An 18,450-nucleotide genomic window follows, 5' to 3' on the forward strand; every position below is an offset into this window, starting at 1 on the left:
CCACCCCCTGCCCCCGGGCGCGTCGCCGACGCCGCGTACCCCAGGAGTAGCGCGCCTTCGACTCCGCTCAGGCTGACAGGGCCTTCGACCGCCCGGCGGCCCGGTACGCTCAGGCTGACAGGGCCCTCGACCGCCCGGCGGCCCGGTACGCTCAGGCTGATAAGCCGGAAACTACTTCACCTCATAATCAATCCGAACCACCCTTCTCCCCTTCTCATCCACCGCGCCTATTGAAATGTTAGTGATATTACTGCTTTTTGTTTTGAGCTCCGTTTCTGCGCGTTTCGCGTTTTTTTCCTTTCTGCCGTTCAAAATATAGGTAACGCTGTCTTTGGGATAACCGAAAACGTCAAACCTATGCTCGGTGACATTGGTGCGCCTGATTAGATTGTATTTACCGGTTTCAGGAATTGCGGAAACTGGGTTGGCATTGATGCTCTGTGGCGCTACGAAATCGTATATTTCTGATTTGTTCCCTCGGATTTGCTCGTAAGTAGGGAAAGAATCTTTCTTTTTGGTTTGAGCGAAAGCAGGAATAAAGGCTATAAAAAAGAATATAATCAAACTTATACAGGGCTGTCTCATCATGTCGTCGATTTAAACTTTTTCGAATCTTCTCCTATAAATAATCAGTCATCGAACACTGTAATTTTTACTTGCGATATGGTTGCGCGATGTTTTTTAAGAATGGTAAACTCAAAATGTTTCGTTTTAAGTTTTTCGCCCACTGCTGGAATCCTGCCAAATTTATAGATCAGATAACCGGCCAGCGTTTCGTAATCACTCTCCTTAGAAATATCGTGGGGAAGTTTGTCATTAATATCCGTGATCGACGCTGAACCCAATACTGTATATGTATTGTCGCTTTCGTTCTTCACTATGGGAATCTCATTGTCATACTCATCCTGAATTTCCCCAACCAGCTCTTCCAGAATATCTTCCATCGTCACAATCCCATCAACGCCGCCATATTCATCAATGATCACAGCCATTTGCTGTCTGCTAAGCTGAAAATCACGCAGCAATGCGCCGATCGGCTTTGATTCGTGGACCGTCGAGATGGGCCGGATCAGCTCAGTAAGCACTATTTCCTTGCCCTGACGCATTTTCAAAAGCAGATCTTTCAAATGCAGTACGCCCACAATCTGGTCCAATGTATCCTCGTAAACCGGGATTCTTGAATAGCCTTCTTCAATGACTTTTTCAAGTTTCGCCTCATCGAAATCGTTGATATCGATACCAAAAACCTGTGGCCGCGGGATCATTATCTGCTTGGCGATCCGCTCCGAAAAGTTGAATGCGTTTTTGATCAGATCATAATCCGCTGCTTCGATCATCCCGCTATCTTTCTGCTGCTGAACCAGATAGCGTAACTCATCGCTGCTATGCACTTCGCTACCGTGCGAAGGCGTGATGCCAACGCCTTTGAGAATAAAATTGGCAATGCCATTCAACATCCAGACAACCGGCCTGAAAACGATGTAGAAGCCATGTAGTGGATAGGATAAAAACAAAGTAGTGGCTTCCGGGCGTTGTATGGCGATAGATTTAGGCGCCAGCTCACCGAAAACAATGTGCAGGACTGTTATAATGGCAAATGCGGCTGGTAATGCGATCTGATGCGCAAGCTCAGGATCCAGTGAAATGCCCACCAGTTCCATTCCGCCAATCAGTATTTTGGAAACGACCGGCTCCCCTATCCAACCTAAACCAAGACTTGCCAGCGTTATTCCGAATTGTGTAGCAGCCAGATATCCATCCAGGTTAGCAACGATTTTTTTTGATAGAATGGCCATTGGATTCCCCTCCTGCGCCTTTTGCTCCAATTGCGAAGCCCTGATTTTCACAATCGCAAACTCCGCAGCCACGAAAAAACCATTCAACAAAACAAGCACTAACGTTATTAAAACCTGGATAGCCATTCAAGATATGTTTTTTAAAAAAAGGGTAATGAACTGCATGTTATGAAAAAATTATTCCAAATAATACACATGGGCACATAAGCGTGCAACACGAATTGTTTTAATATTGTATTGAATGCGTTTTTGTCAGTATAATGGCCCCGAAAAAGCCTCTTTAAATTTCTTTCATTCTGACCAACCAAGATTATAACTAAATCCTGAACAAGGAACTGCCTCAATGATTTCCAAAAAACATTTACGAAAACCTTTAATTCTTCTGGCTGCCACGGGTGTTGTGGTGGTGTCTTGTATGAAAATGTCGCCGACTGGTGGTAAAACTGGCGCTACATCGAAGACAAACAGCACGGCGGTCGTCATTAAAGAAGATGCCGCGACGGGTAAGGCGCGCGCCAAAAAAATCCGTGACAAAACGGTCGTTAAGCTTGCTGACGGCCTCAAACTCGATCTTTGGGCATCAGATTCACTGGCGCCGGACCCGGTTGCTATCTCGGTTGATGATCAGGGAAGGGTTTACCTAAACCGGACAAACCGTCAGAAAAATTCAGAATTCGACATTCGCGGTCACCGGAACTGGATGACTGCTTCTATTGCTTTGCAAACCGTGGAAGAGCGCCGCGCTTTCCTTCGCAGCACTTTTGCACCTGAAAAAAGCAAGGAAAACAGCTGGTTAAAAGATCTGAATGGCGACGGAAGCCATGACTGGAAAGACCTTGCCGTAGAGAAAGACGAGGTTTGGCGCATTGAAGACACTGATAACGATGGCATTGCAGATGTTTCCATGCGTATTCTGGATGATTTCTTTGAAGAAGTTTCAGACGTTGCCGGCGGGGTGCTCATCCGCGCAAAAGATGCATTTGTTGCCATTGCACCGGATCTTTGGCGACTGACGGACACAAATGGTGACGGGGTTTTGGATCAAAAAACCTCCATTAGCCACGGTTATGGCGTCCATATCGGTTTTGGCGGCCACGGCATGTCTAACCCGATCGAAGGACCGGACGGCAAAATCTATTGGAACATCGGGGACATTGGAGCCAACATTACCACAGCCGAAGGCGTAAAACACGAGCATCCAAACTCAGGCATCATCGCACGTTCCAATCCTGATGGAAGCGATTTTGAGGTTTTTGCGCATGGTCTGAGAAACACGCACGAGTTTGTTTTTGATGAATACGGTAACCTGATCAGCTCGGATAATGACGGTGACCATCCCGGTGAGAGCGAGCGGTTAGTCCATGTTGTGGAAGGTTCGGATGCAGGTTGGAGATCCAACTGGCAATACGGAAAATATACGGATCCGAAGAACAATAGTTACAAGGTTTGGATGGATGAACAATTGTATAAACCGCGTTGGGATGGCCAGGCGGCATACATTATCCCGCCTATTCAAAATTTCCATAATGGTCCGACGGGTATGCAATACAACCCTGGAACAGCATTGGGATCGGCTTGGAAAAACAAATTCTTCCTGGTTGAATTCGTAGGTAACCCTGCGCGTTCGCCGATCTGGGCATTTGGTCTGAAACCAAAGGGTGCGTCATTTGTTTTGGATGGTGAGAAAAATATTCTGAACGGAATTCTGCCAACGGGCATTCGCTTCGGACCGGATGGTGCATTATATGTGGCTGACTGGATCAATGGTTGGGATACAAAAAATTATGGAAGAGTTTGGAAGCTGGATGTCTCCGATGACAAAAATGACTTGAAAGAATTGCGCGCTGTTACCAAGCGACTCATGCAGCTGGATTATACAAAGCAAACGGATGATATGCTTTTGACCTTATTGGGCAACCAGGATATGCGTATCCGCCAGAAAGCACAGTTTGAGTTGGCGACGCGTGGCGCAAAAGGCGCAGCGGTGTTGAGCAGAGCCATTGCGCAAACGGGCAATCAGCTTGAAAGAATTCACGGCATTTGGGGAATGGGACAACTGGCGCGCCAGGACAAATCCTATGCGAATGTGTTGATGACATTGCTGAAAGATTCGGATGAAGAAATTTCTGTGCAAGCTGCAAAAGTGCTTGGCGATGCCAAAATCGCCGAGGCGGGACCCATGTTGATCCCTATGCTTTCATCCAAAAATCCGAGAATGCAATTTTTCGGGGCGCAGGCGCTTGGCCGGATTGCTGATAAACAAGCTGTTGCGCCTCTTTTGGCTATGATTAAAGTTAATAATGATCAGGATGTTTATTTAAGACATGCTGCCGTGCTTGCATTATCAAGGATTGGTGAAGTTGAACCGATCGTAGCATTGTCATCGAGTCCTGATAAGTCGCTTAGAACTGCCGCAGTGCTTGTTTTAAGAAGATTGCGCAGTGAGAAGATAAGTGTGTTTTTGCAGGATAAAGACGAATACATTGTGACCGAGGCAGCCCGGGCAATCAATGACGATTTGTCAATTCCTGCTTCTCTTCCTGCATTAGCGGCACTTTTAAAAGAGAAAAGATTCACTTCTGAGCCGTTACTGAGAAGGGCTATCAATGCTTCTCTAAGAGTTGGAACAAATGACCAATTGGATAATCTGATCGCTTTTGCACAGAGAACGGATGTAGACAAAGACGTTCGGACTGAGGCATTGGCAGCGTTAGGAACCTGGGCGAGCCCATCGGTGATGGATCGCGTGGACGGTCGTTACAGGGGCGCTGTAGAACGTGATCCTTCTCTTGTGAAGTCTAAAATACAGCCAGTTGTTGCTGGCTTACTAAATGATAACGACGCAGCCACATTGATCGCCGCAGCGCAAATGGTGACGAATCTGGGAATGTCTGAAAACAATGCTGCATTGGCCAAAATCCTGAGCACGCATAAGGACGCGAAAGTAAGAACTGCAATGCTCGTCGCGTTGAACGAACTGAAATATTCGGACATGGAAACGGCAATGAAGCTCGGCATGACCGATACGGATGCGGACGTGCGTACGGCAGCATTGGGAATGGCAGGAAGCGTAAATATGTCAAAAGAAGCGTTGACCGATATTTCGAAAAGCATTTTTGAGAAAGGAAGTGTAAGGGAACAACAGCAGATGCTGCGTGTGTTGGGCACGATCCCCGTCGCGAAAACGGAAGGCATTTTTGAAGATCTGATCGGTAAAATGTCGGATAAGAAATTACCGCAGAGCCTTGCATTGGATCTTTCGGAAGCGGTTGATTCAACCAAATCCAGCGCATTGATCGCAAAATTGGCTCCGTTGCGTACAACCGGAATGACAGTTGCTGATTATCAGGATGCGCTTTTTGGCGGTAATGCGCAATTGGGAAGAAGATATTTTATGACCAATTCAGCTGCTGAATGTGTGCGCTGCCATTCTATTGGCGGTCAGGGCGGTGAAGTTGGTCCTAACCTTTCCAACATTGGCAATGTGCTGTCAAGGGAGCAAATATTGCAGGCACTGATCGAGCCAAGCGCGCGGCTTTCACCTGGGTTCGGAATGGTTATGCTGACATTAAAAGACGGCACATCCGCTGCCGGAATCCTCAGCCAGGAAAGTGATCACGAACTGGTTTTGAAAACATCGGAAGCTGAACCATTAAAAATCGCAACCGCCAGGATCGCCAAACGCGACAACGTTCCATCCAGTATGCCCCCCATGGGCACAATCATGTCCAAAAGGGAAATCAGGGATATGGTTGAGTTTCTATCAGGGCTGAAAAGCGGGAAATAAAGCAAGAAGGTCCGGGTTATATGATCCGGACCTTTCATTTTGAAAGCATTTACCAAAATATTCGTTGTCTTTATAATGCGTATCTTTGGCTAAATTTTGAGCTATGACAACTTACCTGACCGAAAGAATTGCTGTAAATCCTGATGTTTGCAATGGCCGTCCGGTCATTCGCGGAATGCGGATCACCGTTCAGACTGTTCTTGAATTCTTGTTCGCTGGCACAAGTCGGGAAGAATTATTATATCAGTATCCTAGCCTGGAAAATGAGGATATCGATGCTTGCTATCAGTTTGCGATTGAAATGATGAACCGGAATTATTTCATCAAAGAGATAAAGCATGTCGCCTAAGTACTTGATTGATGTAAATTTACCTTACTATTTTTCCCTTTGGAATAACGAAAATTACATTCATCAGCTGAACATTGAACGGACCGCTGTTGACTCTGACATTTGGGCAAAGGCAAAAGAAAACCAGATGACCATTATTTCAAAAGATGCCGATTTCTCCAATCGGATCCTGATTTCCTCCCCTCCTCCAAGAATTATTCATTTTCGAACCGGCAATATGTCGATGAAAAATTTTCATATGCTCGTTTCAGAGATCTGGGAAGAAGTTTTAACATTAAGCAACGAATACAAATTGGTGGTTATATTTAATGATAAGATTGAGGCATTTAACTAACGGATTAATTTTACCGAGCTGAAATGTCAATTCATCAACGCAAGACATTAATGGAATTAGATAAGAAGGAGGCGGAGGCTGTTGATAAGGCTATTCAGTATTGGCGGGAGAGCGGCAAGGTTTCCGGAGAATTGGCGGAGGAATTGAGGAATAGTTACCAGTTGCGGAATGCTAATGTGGATGCAATTGCCGTTTACGCTTTAATTTCTGCTGTTTCTTGCGGTTTGCTTGCATTTGGCGCATTGGTCCTGGATGAAAAGTGGCTGGAACAACTGCGCAATAAATGGGGTTTTTCGGCAACCATCTTTGGGGTTGGGTTTACTGCATTAGCGGCTTTATTTATTTTTCTGGCCAAAAGAAGACAAACCAAATATCCCGCCTCAAAGGCCAGTAACGAAACTTACAACATTACCATTATCCTCACTATTGGCGTCGCGATCACTTACTGGACGCGCAGCTTCACGAATTTTGAAGGAAATTATGCTATCCCATTGCTCATAGCGACCATTGTTTACGGGGGCGCGGCGGTTTTCCTGCGTTCTACATTGCTATGGACTGTAATGATTATTTCCCTGGCGGGCTGGTGGGGCGCGCAGACGCATTTTTGGTCGGGCGGAAATTACCGCTTTTTAGGGATGAACTATCCTTTGCGGATGACCGTATTCGGACTGGCTATCTGGCTATTTTCAATTGCTTTGCCAAGGCTCAAACTCCTGCCATTCTTCCAGGACACAACCTACTCCATCGGTCTATTTCTGTTTCTTTTGGCGGCATGGACATTGTCTATTTTTGGGAATTATGACGATTTGAGTGGCTGGACGGCGATTAAGCAGAGTTATTTCTGGTATTGGGCGCTGGGTTTCAGCATTATGCTTGCACTTTTACTTGCCTACGCATTTCAGAACAAACTGGATACATTGCGTGACCTGGGGTTGGTTTTCTTTCTGGTTAATATTTATACAAGATATTTCGAATATTTCTGGGACAGGACCAACAAAGGAATTTTCTTTGCCATTCTGGCACTTTCATTCTGGTTTGTAGGAAAAAAAGCGGAGCAGTTGCGAAACAAAAACAGCATTTCAAAAGCCGATTCATGAGCAGCATACGGCCCATCAGACAAAACGAAATTGACCTCATTCATTTTCTGCTCCAACAATTAAGCCTTAATCCGGACGACTATCCTATCAGTAAAGAAGTGGATGAATATGAAGGCGGTAAAATGGGCAGCATTAGCCTGGGAGGCAATGTGGACGCTTATGAGGGTGATCTTATCCAGGCAGAATATGTCGACAGCGACGGAACACCGGTTGTTATCACACTTACCAAAGACACACAAAATCACCTGCTTGACCTCGACTTCTGGAAAGTAGATTTCTCAAAACTCATCGATTACCCGCGACCGGATCAGCTGATTTTTTCACAAAAAACAGATTAGGAAAGAACCAGGGTTTAAGCCTCTTCGTAATCCAGTTCCTTCCCGTAAGTTTCTTCCATTTTCCAAAGTGAAAGCAGTGCCAGCGCAAAGCATACAGCGCCAACAATTGCGCCTGAGCTCAACACGCCCCATCCCGGCTTTAAGAGCTGAAAAACAGGCAATGTGATCAGAACCGTTGCCCGTACATTGTTTGCTACGGAAGTGGTTACGGTTGCGCGTAAGTTTGTGCCGAATTGTTCCGCCGTTGTTGTCAGGAACATGGCAATGTAACCGATTGAAAATCCAAGCCATACATAACATGCATAAAGCACAGTAGTAGATTCAATCCCGCCATAAAGCAGCCAAATCACGCCAGCGAGCGTCATCGACATCATTAACAGAATTGCTTTTCTTCTGGACCGCAGCCACTGACTTAAAATCCCGCTGAAAAAGTCACCTGTTACCACGCCAATGTATGTGTAAAGCACGCACGATGCTGCTTGTACGTCGGCTGTAATGCCCAGCGCCTTAGCGAATTCATTTCCAAATGTTGAATAAATGCCGATCACCATATAAGTTGGCAAACCGATTCCCATGCAGCGGATATAGCGCACAAACCGCGACCAGCTTGTGAAAATCGTCCACCACGGCACAGGCTTTTTTCCTCGCTTTTCTATGCTTTTGTTGAAAATAATGGATTCCAGCACATTAATCCTCAAAACCAGCAGGATAAAACCCATTCCGCCGCCTATGAAATAAGCAATTCGCCAATCCGTCAGTTTTACAGCAAAAAATGCCGCAATAGCACCGGCAAGGCCTACGCTGGCCACCACCGAAGCCCCATAACCGCGCAGCTCTTTTGGTAAAATTTCTGCAATAAGTGTGATACCCGCACCAAGCTCTCCGGCGAGCCCTAATCCTGCAATGAACCTCAGAAATGAATATAACTCAACATTATTGGCAAATCCACAGGCAATGTTCGCAATTGAATAAGTAAAAATAGACCCAAATAATACAGACCTTCGGCCCAGCTTATCGCCCAATATGCCCCACATAAAGCCACCCAGAAGCAAGCCCGCCTGTTGCCAGTTGTAAATGTTAGCACCTATCCTCGAAATTTCCTCTTCGGATAATCCGAGATCTTTCAGGCTGGGCACGCGTACAATGTTGAACAACAGCAAGTCATAAACATCCACAAAGTAGCCCAGCGAGGCAACGATAACGGGAATTGTAAGTACGGCGCTTATTTTGGGCTGAGCAGAAGTTGTGACATTCATTTGGCTAAAAGATGAATTGGCGATGCCGGAATTTATTCTTCGAAAGACTTTTTCCGTAGCGATTTAATGCTGGAATTACGTTGCTTCGTTTGCAGCCTGTCCAGTTTTGAAGCAAGCGTTGGCCGTGTTGCGCGGCGGCTTTTTTGTACGGTAAATGCCTTTTTGATCAGGTCATTAAACTTTGATACAATTTTCTCCTTATTGCCCAGTTGTGAGCGTTCGGTCTGGTGATAAAGGATCAGGACCTGATCATTGGTAAGCTTATTAGCGAGCTTTTCGATCAATGTTTGTTTCTGCTCATCGGTGAGTTGCTGTGAATTTTTAATGTCAAATCGCAGCTCGACTTTTGTTTCGACTTTATTCACATTCTGCCCTCCTTTTCCGCCGCTGCGCGCAGTTTGAAAGACCAGTTCATTATGTAAAATTTCAGGGTTGACCATTGGCTGACTGAAAATATTGTTAATGTGTTGTTAATGTTGATGATGGCGGATAGGGCTAAATTAGTTTACAATTGTCTTACAGTCAGCAAACAGCATTTGAAATCTTTTATTCAAAACAAATAAAACATTAATAATCAAATACTTAAATTCAAAATCTGATTGAGAAGTCGAACCGGAAATGTTACTCTATCCAAAGAGCGAATATTTATACCAATTGAAGCATTTCGCAACGTTTAAACCAAAACCATAAAAGTGTGTCTTACTTACGATTTCAATAAAGAAAACAACTAATCCATATAGCCATGAAAATCATGCGAACACTTCGGATAATGGGCCTGATCTTGCTTTTGCTGGGCGGTGTTTCCATATCAAGCAAGACACAGGCTCAGCCCGGAGTTAACATTTCATTTCAAACATTTTACGAGGAATTATCTCCTTACGGAAGATGGATCAGGACGCCGCAGTACGGCTCTGTTTGGGTGCCCGACGCACCATCCGGTTTCCAGCCCTACTCCACCGCAGGGTATTGGGAAGTGACCGAATATGGTAACACCTGGGTTTCGGATTACGACTGGGGCTGGGCGCCATTTCACTATGGCCGCTGGTCGTTTGATGATTACAATGGTTGGTTCTGGATTCCCGGTTACGAATGGGGACCGGCCTGGGTTAACTGGCGTTCGGGTGGCGGATATTATGGCTGGGCGCCGTTGGGGCCTGGTATGCAGGTAAACATTTCGGTGAATCTTCCCTCGTTCTGGTGGGTTTTTGTACCGCAGCGTTACATTACCAGTCCGCGCTGGCATTCCTACTGCGCTCCGCGCAACCGCGTTTCGCATTATTATGGCAGAACGACGATCATTAACAACTACTATTATAACAACAACCGCACTTATGTTTATGGCCCGAGACGTGATGAAATTGAGCGCGTAACCAGAAGAAGTGTTTCGGTTCGTGAGATCGATGTGCGGAACAGAGGTCGGGTAGTTGTTGCCGGCAATAGCCGTGGAAATGACAGATATGACAACAGCCGCGGTTCTACTGACCGCAGCAGCAGATATAATGAAGCCAATCGCCGCGGTGCAACCATTGATGCAGGATCATCAGACCGCAGCAGCAGAGGCGGCAATGGCAGAAACCCCGGATACGAGGCCAACCGGAATGATAACAACAGCCGCGGCAATCGCGAATACGAAGCGCCAACTCGTGCAGAACGCGCTCCCGATCGCACAGTGCCCAACAACGGTTCAGAAAGAAGCAGCCGATCAGAACGTGGTAATGAATCGGTAAACCCAGGCGGAAACAGAGAAGCCTATGAAGTGCCAGCACCACGACAAAGCCGTTCTGAAAGGGGCTCCTATGAAGCCCCCGCTCAACGGGAAAGCAGTCCAAACAGAGGTTCTTACGAGGCTCCTGTCCAACGTGAAAGCCGGTCGAGCAGAGGATCATATGAAGCACCTGCTCAGCGTGAAAGTAGTCCAAACAGAGGTTCCTATGAAGCGCCTGTTCAGCGTGAAAGCCGGTCGGAACGCGGCTCTGTGGACAGAGGTTCTTCCGAATCCAGAAGCAGCGCACCTAATGCCCGCTCTTCTCAGGGAAGTTCTGATAGAGGCTCCCGAGGTGGCGGTGGCGCTTCGGAAAGAAGCAGCAGAGGACCGAGATAAATTTTAAAAGCCTAATAAAACAGCCCGGTAAGAAAGTAGTTTTCTTACCCGGCTGTTTTTAATTTATAGTCACCGGGCATTTAAATACCGTTTTAATGGAAATACAATTTGACATTGAGTTTAAGGAAAGTGCGCCAAAATACATGCAAATCATCAAGTCGCTGTTGCAGGCGATCAGCAAAGGAAAATTAAAACGTGGCGATAAAATCCCTTCGATCAATCAGTTAAGTGAAGAATATTTGCTTTCCAGGGACACGGTAGAAAAGGCTTACAAACATTTGATTAAAGACGGCGTTTTGATTTCCGTTCGGGGCAAAGGTTACTTCATTAACCGCGTCGACATTGAAACATCTGTGCGTATTCTTTTGGTTTTCAATAAAATAAGCAACTATAAGAAGCAGATTTACAATGCATTTGTTGAGAATGTGGGGCGTAATGTGAATGTTGACCTGCACATTCACCATTCCAATGCCAATATTTTCAAGAATTTGATTAAAAACAGCCTGGGCGAATACGATTATTACGTGATCATGCCGCATTTCTACGAAAAGGCGGAAGAGGCCATTGAAGCATTAAAAATGATCCCACCCGAGAAGCTGATTTTATTGGATAAAGACATTGAACTGAACAGCAAAAAGCATTCATCAGTCTTCCAAAACTTCGAAAAAGACATTGTATCTGCATTAAATGAGGCCGTTGACCTGCTTAAAGTCTACAAAAAGCTGATCCTCATATTCCCGACCATTATCCGTTATCCCAAAGAGATTATCAAAGGTTTCCGGATTTTCTGCATTCAACACGAGTTCGAACACGAGATCATGTACGATTTTCATGAAAACAGCACTGCAGTGAAGGATACTGCATATGTTGTAATCGAAGAAAATGACCTCGTTAACCTCATCAAAAGATGCCGCGAACAGCAACTGACGATCGGGAAGGACATTGGCATTATTTCCTACAATGAAACGCCATTAAAAGAAATCCTGCTGGACGGAATCACAACCATTTCAACAGATCATGAGCAAATGGGCAAAACGGCCGCGGAATTGATTACGGAGAACCGAAGGGCGATCGTGAAGAATCCGTTCACGTTGATAAGGAGGAAGTCGCTTTGAAGTGTTTGCTTGTTCGCATGGTCGCCTGTTCGCTGGTTTGCTTGTCAGGAGCGTTGGGGACGCACTTCGACCGCCCGGCGGCCCGGTCCGCTCAGTGTGACAGGGCGTTGGGGACGTGCCTTCGACCGCCCGGCGGCCCGGGCCGCTCAGGCCGACAGGTCGTATTTGCCAGCTAACTGCTTGTTATTGTCAACGTCCAACTTAGACCGCAATGCCCTGTCACACTGAGCGGACCGGGCCGCCGGGCGGCCGAAGTGCAAGCAAGACGCTCCCCCCAACCCGAAGTGAAGCCCAGCCCTGTCACACTTAGCGTACCGGGCCGCCGGCCGGTCGAAGTGCTAGCACAATGCTCCTGTCAACCCTAAAGCCCGGTCGCCACCGTAACCCTACCCCGCTCGTTCATCAACTCATTCCGAACTTTTAAATTCCGGAACAACCCAATCGGGTCCAGTGAACCGCCGCTTAGCCGCATGGATTCTCGTACCAATGGGCGTACGTCTGTTCTGAATGCGTTTTGGAGGATTTGCTGGGCTAGCACAACATCGTTTTGATTTCTGGCTTGTTCCAGTTTTTTGCGGTCGACCAGCAATGCTTGTGCGTAGGATATCAGAATGGCTTCAACGGATTGCAGCAGATCTTCCAGTGGATCTTTTACATTATGGCTTGCGTCGATCATCCAGGCGTAGGTGTCGGCTGAGCGGTGTGCGCGTTTCATGCCTTCTACCAATTCGACAAAGATCAGGAACAGCATATATGGACGGATGCTGCCTACAGTAAGGTCATCATCACCATATTTGGAATCATTGAAATGGAAACCTGCCAAACGGCCTTCCATCATTAACGTTGCGACAATCTGTTCAATGTTTGCATTTGGCAAATGGTGTCCCAAGTCGACCAGCACATCTGCTTTCGGGCCCAATTTCTGGCAGAAAAGCAATGAACTGCCCCAATCCTGTATAACAGTTGAATAGAAATTCGGTTCGTATGCTTTGTATTCCACATAAACTTTCCAGTCGGCGGGCAGCTCAGCGTAGATTTCCTGTAAAGATTCAAGTGTATTTTGGAATGCTCTTACGAAGTTGGACTGTCCCGGAAAGCAAGAACCATCTGAGAGCCAGATTGATAATGCTTTCGACCCCAAGTCTTTGCCATATTTGATCACTTCAATGTTGTGCTCAACGGCTTGTTTCCGAACCGCAGGATCCACATGCGAAAGCGACCCGAATTTGTAAGAATGCGCCTGATCTTTCTGGTCCTGAAAAGTATTGGAATTAACTGCGTCAAATTTCAGGTCCAGTGAAGAAGCCAGGCTGATAATAGATTCCGCCTGCTGGGGAATGTCCCACGGAATATGGAGCGAAATGGATCCGCTCGAACGGTTTAATGCATGCAAAAGACCTACATCCTCAACTTTTTCTTCCAAAGAACGTGGTTCACCGCCACCAGAAAAACGCCCGAAACGCGTCCCGCCAGTTCCCAAAGCCCAACTCGGAATAGCAACCTGGAAAGCAGCCAGTGCACTAATTACTTCGCTTGCATTGATTCCCTGCTCGCCCAGCTGCTCTTTTAAGAACCTTAGATGATTATCGTGACGCTGTGATAAGCTGTCGTTATGCTGGTCAATCTGATATTGATCAATTTTCATTTTTGTTAAAATTTAAAAGACTTCCCAAGTTGTAAAAACTCAGAAAGTCTAATTTAAAAAATCTTGAAATGTAAGATCATTGAAAACATTTCCGCGACTTTAAAGTCGCGGGAATATTTCGGTTTTTTGTTTATCTTAAAAACGCCGCCGGAACGCCGCCGTCTACATTGATTACATTTCCGGTGCTTTTGTTCAAAAGTCCGCTTACAAAAATGTAAACACCGTTTGCAATGTCCTCCGTATGGATTTCAGCATTCAAAACTGTCCTTTTGGCATAATAAGCAGGCAATTCCGCTACACTGATGCCATAAGCCTTTGCCCGTCCTGCTGCCCAGCCGCTTTCCCAGATCTTGCTTCCAGCAATTACTGCATCCGGGTTCACCACGTTCACGCGGATTTTATCAGGCCCCAATTCCGCTGCCAAAAGGCGTGACATATGTTGCTGAGCCGCTTTTGCAGTTCCGTAGGCTACATTGTTTGGTCCGGAAACAATTCCGTTTTTGCTGGCAATGTTAATGATATCTCCGCCCAAACCTTGCTGACGCATGATGGCAACCGCTTCCTGAGAAACCAGGAACTGGCCTTTTACCAACACATCCTGCAAAATATCCCAATCCTTAATGGTGGTTTCTGCCAACGGTTTTGAAATGGATAAGCCGGCGCAGTTTACGATGATATCAACACCGCCATATTTCAATTTTGTCGTATGCAATGCAGCTTTGATCTGATCTACTTCCAGCACATTCGCAATGGTGGTTGCTGAGAAGTCTTTACCAAATTTGGCGTCAAATTCAGCTTTGGTTTCTGCCAGTGCTTTTTCATCAATGTCTGAAATCACAACGCAGGCGCCTTCTTGCAGCAATTTCAATGCAATGGCCTTTCCAATCCCGCCTGAACCGCCTGTAACGACCGCAATTTTGCGTGACACTGACTTTTCTTTGGGCATACGCTGCAATTTAGCTTCTTCCAGAAGCCAGTATTCAATGTCAAATGCCTCTTGCTCAGGCAGTGAAACGTAAGAAGAAATTGCTTCCGCGCCCTTCATTACATTGATTGCATTGATATAAAACTCTGCCGCTACACGTGTAGTTTGCTTGTCCTTCGCGAAAGAGAACATACCAACACCTGGCACCAAGATGATAACCGGGTTCGGATCACGAACGGCCGGGCTGTTGTCGTGTTTGCAACGGTCATAATAAGCTTGGTAATCAGCGCGGTAAGCCTCGAACTGCGGACGGATTTGATCCAGGATTTCCTGGTCTGTTAAACCAAGTTTTTCAAATGGGAAGTCGAGAACCAACGGACGAATTTTTGTACGCAGGAAGTGGTCGGGGCAGCTTGTGCCTAATGGTGCCAGTTTATCAAGATCATGGCTGCCGATGAATTCCAGCACACGCGCGTCATCCGTAAAATGTCCGATCATCGCTTGTTGCTCGGAAGCCAGTCCGCGCAAGTATGGCGCCAGCTTACCAGCAATTTCTAACCGGCGTGCTTCCGGCTCACTTTCAAGGCGCTGACCTCCGAAAACCGGACGGTTCTTGCCGTAATTTTCATTCAGATATTCGGATGCTCTTTCAATCGTATCCAGCGTATTAATGTAGGATTCGTAAGCCGTATCACCCCAGGTAAACAAACCATGTCCACCCAATACGATTCCCCGGATCCCCGGATTTTCTGCCAATGCCTGTTCCAGTTTTAATCCAAGATCAAAACCGGGACGTTGCCAGGGCACCCACGCCAGTTCTCCGTTAAACAATTCTTTGGTAATGGCTTCTCCTTCTTTCGATGCAGCAATGGCAATCAATGCATCCGGGTGCAAGTGATCGATGTGCTTAAATGGCAATAAGCCGTGCAATGGCGTATCTATGGAAGGCGCTTTGGATTTAAGATCGTAAATGCAGTGGTTAAAAAGCTCAACCATTTCATCTTCAAATTCCAAACCGCGGTAAATATTTTTCAAATTGTGCAGGCGGTCCTGGTAAAGTCCAGCCAACCCGCTTCTTGTTAAAGTGCCAATGTCACCACCAGAACCTTTGATCCACATTACCTCGACCGGATTGCCAGTCAAAGGATCTTTTTCGATGGTTTTACAACTTGTGTTACCACCGGCGTAGTTAGTAAGACGGAGGTCTGCGCCCAACAAATTGGAACGGTACAAAAGAAGTGCTACCTGATCGTCACCAAGCGAGGCCGCTTTGCTTTCATCCCATAAATAGCTGACATACCTGTACTGGCTTACATTAGAACTGCTCATATTTTTGTAGTTGATTAATTATCATTTTTGAGGTAAGTGATTCAATTTCTGAAAGGGTATCACTTCATGAATACTACTCTGTAACTGTCACAAGATTAGAAAACTTACGAATTCCCACCGTCCTGTTGTATCCTGCATGTAGAAATAAATTAAGAAATAATGGGAAATTAAGAAGTTACCCTAAAACAAGAATGGTCCGAACAAGGGTGTAATTGTTCAGACCATTTTGAGAGCTTTTTACCTTACTTAATATGCGAATTAGTATAGACGCATGGAATCACGCCAATGCATCACTTCCAAACCAACCCCATATTAGCAAACATAAATGCGTAAATGTCTGCCTGGGTTTCCAATGCTTTTTTGGTGTTGCTGGCGCCGTGGCCTGAGTTGGTGTCGATGCGGATTAGTAATGGGTTTTCGGATGATTTGCCTGCTTTGGTTTGGAGTTCGGCTGCGTATTTGAATGAATGTGCGGGCACAACTCGGTCGTCGTGATCGGCGGTTGTGATCATGGTTGAAGGATATTTTCCCCCTTCCTTAATGTTGTGCAGGGGCGAATAAGCGTACAGGACTTTGAATTCTTCGGCGTTGTCGCTGCTTCCGTAGTCTGCAATCCAGTTCCAGCCGATGGTGAATTTGTGGAAACGGAGCATGTCCATCACGCCCACTGCCGGGAAGGCGACTTTGAAAAGCTCAGGCCGCTGGTTCATTACGGTTCCTACCAGCAACCCGCCGTTAGAACCGCCTTGGATGGCTAGTCTTGCAGCGGATGTATATTTTTCTTTGATCAAAAACTCAGCGGCGGCAATGAAATCGTCAAAAACATTCTGCTTTTTGAGCTTCATTCCCTGCTCGTGCCATTTCTCACCATATTCGCTTCCGCCACGCAAGTTGGCCTGCACGTAAATGCCGCCCTGATCCAGGAACGGAATGCGTGTGGGACTGAAACCTGGGGTTAGGCTAATGTTAAATCCACCATAACCGTACAAAATCGTCGGATTCGAGCCGTCGCGTTTCATTCCTTTTTTATAGGTGATAAAAGCGGGGATCTTAGTGCCGTCTTTGCTGGGATAAAAAACCTGTTCAGTTTCGTAATCTTCCGGTTTGAAGGACACTTCCGGCTCACGAAAAACTGCGCTCTTCTTGCTGGCAATGTCGTATTTGAAGATCGTCGGAGGGTAGTTGAATGATGTATAGGTGTAAAAAACAAAGCTGTCTTCGCGCTCACCACCGAATCCGCTGGCAGTTCCCAGTCCTGGCAATTTCACCTCATTTTCCAATGCTCCCTCGATGCTGTAAACGTATGCACGGCTGCTAACGTCCTTGGAATAGGAGGCAAACAATTTGTTCCCGGCAAGCCCGGCTCCTAATAGCGGTTCAGGCTTTTCAGGGAGAACGGTTTTCCAGGATTTCGACGCCGAAACATAGCGCATAACCTTGCTATTTGGCGCATTTTCATTGGTTTCAATCAGAAAATCGTTTCCAACATTCTCGATAACTCCATATTGAAAATCCGTTATCTCTTCCTTAATCGGTGTAAATGTCGTTTCTCCTTTTTTCAAAATCCACAAACCATTCCCGTCCTTCCCTTTCCCCCGATCGCTTACGCTTAACACCGCAAACTGCTCATCCTCAGTTGTGCCGATGGTATGGAACCGCTGTGGATTTGCCGGATCTTCAAATACGAGCTTGTCTTCGCTTTGTGTTGTCCCGATTTTGTGGAAGTAAACCTGATGGTTCTCATTTTTCGCGGCCAATGCACTGCCTTCGGGCTTTGGGTAGCGACTATAATAAAAGCCATCGCCCTGCCACGCTGCACCGGAAATTTTCACCCATTCAACCTTATCTGAAAGCATGGACAGGGTTTTCATGTCCATCACCTGATATTCCTGCCAGTCGGAGCCGCCTTGGGAAAAGCCTAGCACTGCGTGATTTCCGTCTTTTGAAAGGCTAAAAACGGTGAGCCGCGTTGTGCCGTATGCCGAAAGTTTATTCGGATCGATTACAGTTTCAGGCGTGCCGTTCTCTCCTTCCTGACGATATAGCACGGCCTGATTTTGCAGACCATCATTTTTATAGAAATAATAATAATCGCCTTTTTTCCTTGGGGCCGAATATTTGGGATAATTATATGCCTTTTCAAGATCAAGGAAGATCTTATTTTTAAAAGGGATCTTATCTAAATAACTGAATGTAACTGCATTCTGCGCCTTCACCCACTCGCCTGTTTCCTTCGAACGATCGTCTTCCAGCCAGCGATAAGGATCAGAAACTTTAACTCCGTGGTAGTCGTCAGTGTGATCAACTTTGTTTGTCACCGGATAATCGGGCTTTTGGCCCAAACTGTCGTTCAGCATGGAAGCGGCAAGGATAGTCAT

General features: G+C 46.2%; 14 protein-coding genes. 7 read left to right on the plus strand and 7 right to left on the minus strand.

Features of this window, described 5'->3' with window-relative positions; all coding sequences use genetic code 11:
* Positions 1-171: 171 nt before the first annotated feature.
* Together L0659_RS23015 and L0659_RS23020 are read right to left on the minus strand one after the other, a co-directional pair.
* Positions 172-564, minus strand: a complete 393-nt coding sequence (locus L0659_RS23015; protein ID WP_235128928.1) for a hypothetical protein — start codon at positions 562-564, stop codon at positions 172-174.
* Positions 565-629: 65 nt separating this feature from the next.
* Positions 630-1,922 (minus strand): hemolysin family protein, encoded by a 1,293-nt coding sequence (locus L0659_RS23020; protein ID WP_235128929.1) that lies wholly within the window; start codon positions 1,920-1,922, stop codon positions 630-632.
* Positions 1,923-2,139: 217 nt separating this feature from the next.
* Here L0659_RS23020 and L0659_RS23025 point away from each other — a divergent pair, with 217 nt between their 5' ends.
* The 5 genes from L0659_RS23025 (at position 2,140) to L0659_RS23045 (ending at position 7,701) form a co-directional block, all read left to right on the plus strand.
* Positions 2,140-5,583 carry a HEAT repeat domain-containing protein gene (locus tag L0659_RS23025; protein WP_235128930.1) on the plus strand — a complete coding sequence of 1,148 codons (3,444 nt, stop codon included), beginning with the start codon at positions 2,140-2,142 and terminating at the stop codon, positions 5,581-5,583.
* 103 nt (positions 5,584-5,686) lie between these two features.
* Positions 5,687-5,932: a DUF433 domain-containing protein gene (locus tag L0659_RS23030; protein WP_235128931.1), complete on the plus strand. Its 246-nt coding sequence runs from the start codon at positions 5,687-5,689 to the stop codon at positions 5,930-5,932.
* The gene (locus tag L0659_RS23035; protein WP_235128932.1) at positions 5,922-6,266 is read left to right on the plus strand and encodes a DUF5615 family PIN-like protein; all 345 of its coding nucleotides are present in this window, start codon (positions 5,922-5,924) and stop codon (positions 6,264-6,266) included. Before L0659_RS23030 ends, L0659_RS23035 begins: the two co-directional genes overlap by 11 nt.
* A 23-nt stretch (positions 6,267-6,289) precedes the next feature.
* Positions 6,290-7,363 carry a hypothetical protein gene (locus tag L0659_RS23040; RefSeq protein WP_235128933.1) on the plus strand — a complete coding sequence of 358 codons (1,074 nt, stop codon included), beginning with the start codon at positions 6,290-6,292 and terminating at the stop codon, positions 7,361-7,363.
* Positions 7,360-7,701: a DUF6984 family protein gene (locus L0659_RS23045; RefSeq protein WP_235128934.1), complete on the plus strand. Its 342-nt coding sequence runs from the start codon at positions 7,360-7,362 to the stop codon at positions 7,699-7,701. Before L0659_RS23040 ends, L0659_RS23045 begins: the two co-directional genes overlap by 4 nt.
* Positions 7,702-7,715: 14 nt before the next feature.
* Here L0659_RS23045 and L0659_RS23050 read toward each other — a convergent pair whose 3' ends face one another.
* Together L0659_RS23050 and arfB are read right to left on the minus strand one after the other, a co-directional pair.
* On the minus strand, positions 7,716-8,957 hold the full coding sequence (locus L0659_RS23050; protein WP_235128935.1) for an MFS transporter: 1,242 nt from the start codon (positions 8,955-8,957) through the stop codon (positions 7,716-7,718).
* 32 nt (positions 8,958-8,989) lie between these two features.
* Positions 8,990-9,397: an alternative ribosome rescue aminoacyl-tRNA hydrolase ArfB gene (gene arfB / locus L0659_RS23055; protein WP_235128936.1), complete on the minus strand. Its 408-nt coding sequence runs from the start codon at positions 9,395-9,397 to the stop codon at positions 8,990-8,992.
* 302 nt (positions 9,398-9,699) lie between these two features.
* On the opposite strand from arfB, the gene L0659_RS23060 reads away from it, so the two are divergent.
* Together L0659_RS23060 and L0659_RS23065 are read left to right on the plus strand one after the other, a co-directional pair.
* Positions 9,700-11,058 carry a DUF6600 domain-containing protein gene (locus tag L0659_RS23060; protein ID WP_235128937.1) on the plus strand — a complete coding sequence of 453 codons (1,359 nt, stop codon included), beginning with the start codon at positions 9,700-9,702 and terminating at the stop codon, positions 11,056-11,058.
* Positions 11,059-11,153: 95 nt separating this feature from the next.
* Entirely contained in the window at positions 11,154-12,173 is a 1,020-nt protein-coding gene (locus tag L0659_RS23065; protein WP_235128938.1) for a GntR family transcriptional regulator, read from the plus strand.
* 361 nt (positions 12,174-12,534) lie between these two features.
* Here the strand turns inward: L0659_RS23065 and L0659_RS23070 are convergent, their stop codons facing one another.
* The 3 genes from L0659_RS23070 to L0659_RS23080 form a co-directional block, all read right to left on the minus strand.
* On the minus strand, positions 12,535-13,818 hold the full coding sequence (locus L0659_RS23070; protein ID WP_235128939.1) for a TIM barrel protein: 1,284 nt from the start codon (positions 13,816-13,818) through the stop codon (positions 12,535-12,537).
* 130 nt (positions 13,819-13,948) lie between these two features.
* Positions 13,949-16,072: a bifunctional aldolase/short-chain dehydrogenase gene (locus L0659_RS23075; protein ID WP_235128940.1), complete on the minus strand. Its 2,124-nt coding sequence runs from the start codon at positions 16,070-16,072 to the stop codon at positions 13,949-13,951.
* Between the two features lie 290 nt (positions 16,073-16,362).
* Entirely contained in the window at positions 16,363-18,450 is a 2,088-nt protein-coding gene (locus L0659_RS23080; RefSeq protein WP_235128941.1) for a prolyl oligopeptidase family protein, read from the minus strand.

The organism is Dyadobacter sp. CY347, from assembly GCF_021502655.1.
Taxonomy (GTDB): domain Bacteria; phylum Bacteroidota; class Bacteroidia; order Cytophagales; family Spirosomataceae; genus Dyadobacter.